Raw genomic sequence first — 2,686 nt, forward strand, 5'->3', positions numbered from 1 at the left:
TGATGGTGATCTTGCCGCGTCTGATGGTGGCGAGGCGGGTCGCGCGGCGCGCGATGGCGCTGTCGTGGGTGACCATCACGAAGGTCAGGCCGTGCTCCTTCCAGAGCCCTTCGAGCAGATCCATGATCTCGTCGCGCATGGATTCGTCGAGGTTGCCGGTGGGTTCGTCGGCGAGCAGCACCTTGGGCTGTTTGACCAGCGCCCGCGCGATGGCGACGCGCTGCTGCTGACCGCCGGACATCTCGGAGGGCACGTGTTTGAGGCGTTCCCCCAGGCCGACGGAGCGCAGGGCCTCGGCGGCGCGGTCGCGGCGTTCCTTGGCCTTGGTGCCGAGCGGGACGAGTGCCGTCTCGACGTTCTCCTGTGCGGAGAGGGTGGGGATGAGGTTGAAGCTCTGGAAGACGAAGCCGATGGACCGGCCGCGTACGGCGGTGAGTTTGGCCTCGCCGAGCCGGGCGAGGTCGGTGCCGTCGAGCAGGACGCTGCCCGCGGTGGGCCGGTCGAGGCCGCCGAGCATCTGGAGGAGGGTGGACTTGCCGCCGCCGGTGGGGCCCTTGATGACGAGCCGGTCGCCCTCCCCGATGGTCAGGTCGACCCCGGCGAGCGCGTCGACGGTGTCCTTGCCTCTGCGGTACTGCTTGGTGACACCGCTGAGTTCATACATGGTGCGTCTCCTGGGCTGCTGCGATGGGTGAGGGTGTTTCGTACGGCCCAGGGGCTACTCGACGCGGCGCAGCGCGTCGGCGGGCCGGAGGCGGGAGGCGCGCCAGCCGCCGAAGGCGCCGGCGACGAGGCCGCCGGTCACCGCGAGGCCGACCGCCATGGCGATCGTGGCGGCGGAGATGGGAGCGGTGAGGGCGATCTCGACGGCCTTGTCGGCGGCCTGCCCGGCGGGGCCGCCCGCCCGGACGAGGCCGCCGCCCGGACCGCCGCCGGCACCGGGGCCGCCTGCCGCGGCGCCGAGTTGGGCGGTGAGGGACGGGCTGACCGCGGTGAGCGCGTACGCGCCGGCCACGCCGACGGCGATGCCGAGCGCGCCGCCGACCAGACCGTTGACCATCGCCTCGCCGACGACCTGCCGGGTGACGCGCCCGCTCTTCCAGCCGAGGGCCTTGAGCGTGCCGAATTCCTGTACGCGGCGGCTGACGGCCGACATGGTGAGCAGGCCCGCGACGACGAACGCGGCGATGAGGACGGCGATGGACAGCCACTTGCCGACGCTGGTGGCGAGGTCGGACGCCGTGGAGAGGGAGCCGGAGACCGTGTCGGCGAGGTCGGCGGAGGTGGTGACGGTGGTGCCCGAGATGTTCTTCTGGATGGCCGACTTGACGGCGCCGATCCGCTGCGAGTCGTCGGCCTGGACGTAGACCGTGGTGACCTTGTCCTTGGAGTCGGAGAGGGTCTGCGCCTGCTTCAGCGGGATGTACAGGTTGGCGGCCGCGTCGCCGCTGTCGGCGGTGGATACGCCGACGATCTCGAACTTCGTTCCCTTGATGGTGACTTCGGTGCCGACCTTGTACTTCTTCTCCTTCGCGTAGGCGGCGTCGACGACGGCCACCTCGGCGTCGGTCTCGGTCGACTTGAACGCGCGGCCGTCGGTGATCTTGGAGGAGGTCAGCGGGCCGAGATCCTGGTGGGCGGTGTCGGTGCCGTAGACCGTGTAGGAGTTGACGTCGAAGTCGGCTCCGCCGCCCCGTACTTCACCCTGCGGGCCGCCACCGCCGCCGCCCGCGGGGCCTCCGCCGCCGGTGGTGCCGCCCTCCCTCGGCTGGAACTCGCCGGGTTTGAACTCACCGTCGACCTTCAGGACCGTGAGGCTGAGGCCGCCCACGGCGGCGGCCACGCCGGACTGGTCGGCGACCTTGTCCACGGTGCTGGAGGCGAGGGTCTCGAAGCCCTGCGGCATGACCATGTCGCTGCTCTGCTTCTCGTCGCCGTCCTGGGCGTCGAAGTTGAAGCGCGGCCGTGCGCGACCGCCCTCGGAGGCGGGCGGGGCGGCCTTGGTGACGGTCATGTCGGTGCCGAGTCCGTACAGCGACTCCAGGACCTTCCCCTGGGCCTGTCGCATGCCCGAGGAGACCGAGTTGACGACGATGACCAGCGCGATACCGAGTGCGAGCCCCGAGGCGACGACGAGCGCGGCCTTGCGGCGGCGGCGCAGTTCGCGCCGGAGGTAGGTGAAGAACATGGCGTGAAAATATGCACGGTGCGTGATGGCAGCGTATGAGCAAGGTAAGAGAAGGATGAGAAGCCGTCAGCGGAACGAACGGGAGTCATGGATGTCGCGCTACGACGAGATCAAGCACCGGGTCGTCACCACGTTCCAGCGGCGGATCGCCAATCCGCTGTCGACCCGGATGCCTCGGCAGATCCTGCTGGAGACCACGGGGCGCACGTCCGGGCTGCCCCGGCGGACGCCGGTCGGCGGGAGCCTGGTCGGCCGGGAGTTCTGGCTGGTGTCGGAGTACGGCGACAAGTCGCACTACGTACGGAACATCCACGCCGACCCGAGGGTCCGGGTGCGGATCAAGGGCACCTGGCACAACGGAACCGCTCACCCGATGCCGGAGGACGATCCCCGCGCGCGGCTCAGGACCCTGCCGACGGGGAACAGCGCGGTGGTGCGGATGCTGGGCTCGAACCTGCTGACGGTGCGCGTCGACCTGGCCGACTGACGGGCCGGGTG

Annotated in this window: 3 protein-coding genes; 1 reads left to right on the forward strand and 2 read right to left on the reverse strand. The window is 70.4% G+C overall.

Annotated features, from left to right (window positions below; all coding sequences use genetic code 11):
* Together P3L51_RS35770 and P3L51_RS35775 are read right to left on the reverse strand one after the other, a co-directional pair.
* Window positions 1–664 (reverse strand): ABC transporter ATP-binding protein (locus P3L51_RS35770; RefSeq protein WP_354609535.1); only part of this gene is annotated, 664 nt, incomplete at its 3' end.
* 54 nt (window positions 665–718) lie between these two features.
* Window positions 719–2,188, reverse strand: coding sequence for an ABC transporter permease (locus P3L51_RS35775; RefSeq protein WP_354609536.1), 1,470 nt, complete (start codon window positions 2,186–2,188; stop codon window positions 719–721).
* A 91-nt stretch (window positions 2,189–2,279) separates the two neighbouring features.
* On the opposite strand from P3L51_RS35775, the gene P3L51_RS35780 reads away from it, so the two are divergent.
* Window positions 2,280–2,675, forward strand: coding sequence for a nitroreductase/quinone reductase family protein (locus tag P3L51_RS35780; protein ID WP_354609537.1), 396 nt, complete (start codon window positions 2,280–2,282; stop codon window positions 2,673–2,675).
* The last annotated feature ends 11 nt before the right edge of the window (window positions 2,676–2,686 follow it).

The sequence above is a fragment of the Streptomyces panacea genome (genome assembly GCF_040560175.1).
GTDB lineage: Bacteria > Actinomycetota > Actinomycetes > Streptomycetales > Streptomycetaceae > Streptomyces > Streptomyces panacea.

Bases quoted from the DNA above. Each gene is read 5' to 3' on its own strand.
- P3L51_RS35775 (WP_354609536.1), bottom strand. From the start codon at position 2,188: ATGTTCTTCACCTACCTCCGGCGCGAACTGCGCCGCCGCCGCAAGGCC.
- P3L51_RS35780 (WP_354609537.1), top strand. From the start codon at position 2,280: ATGTCGCGCTACGACGAGATCAAGCACCGGGTCGTCACCACGTTCCAG.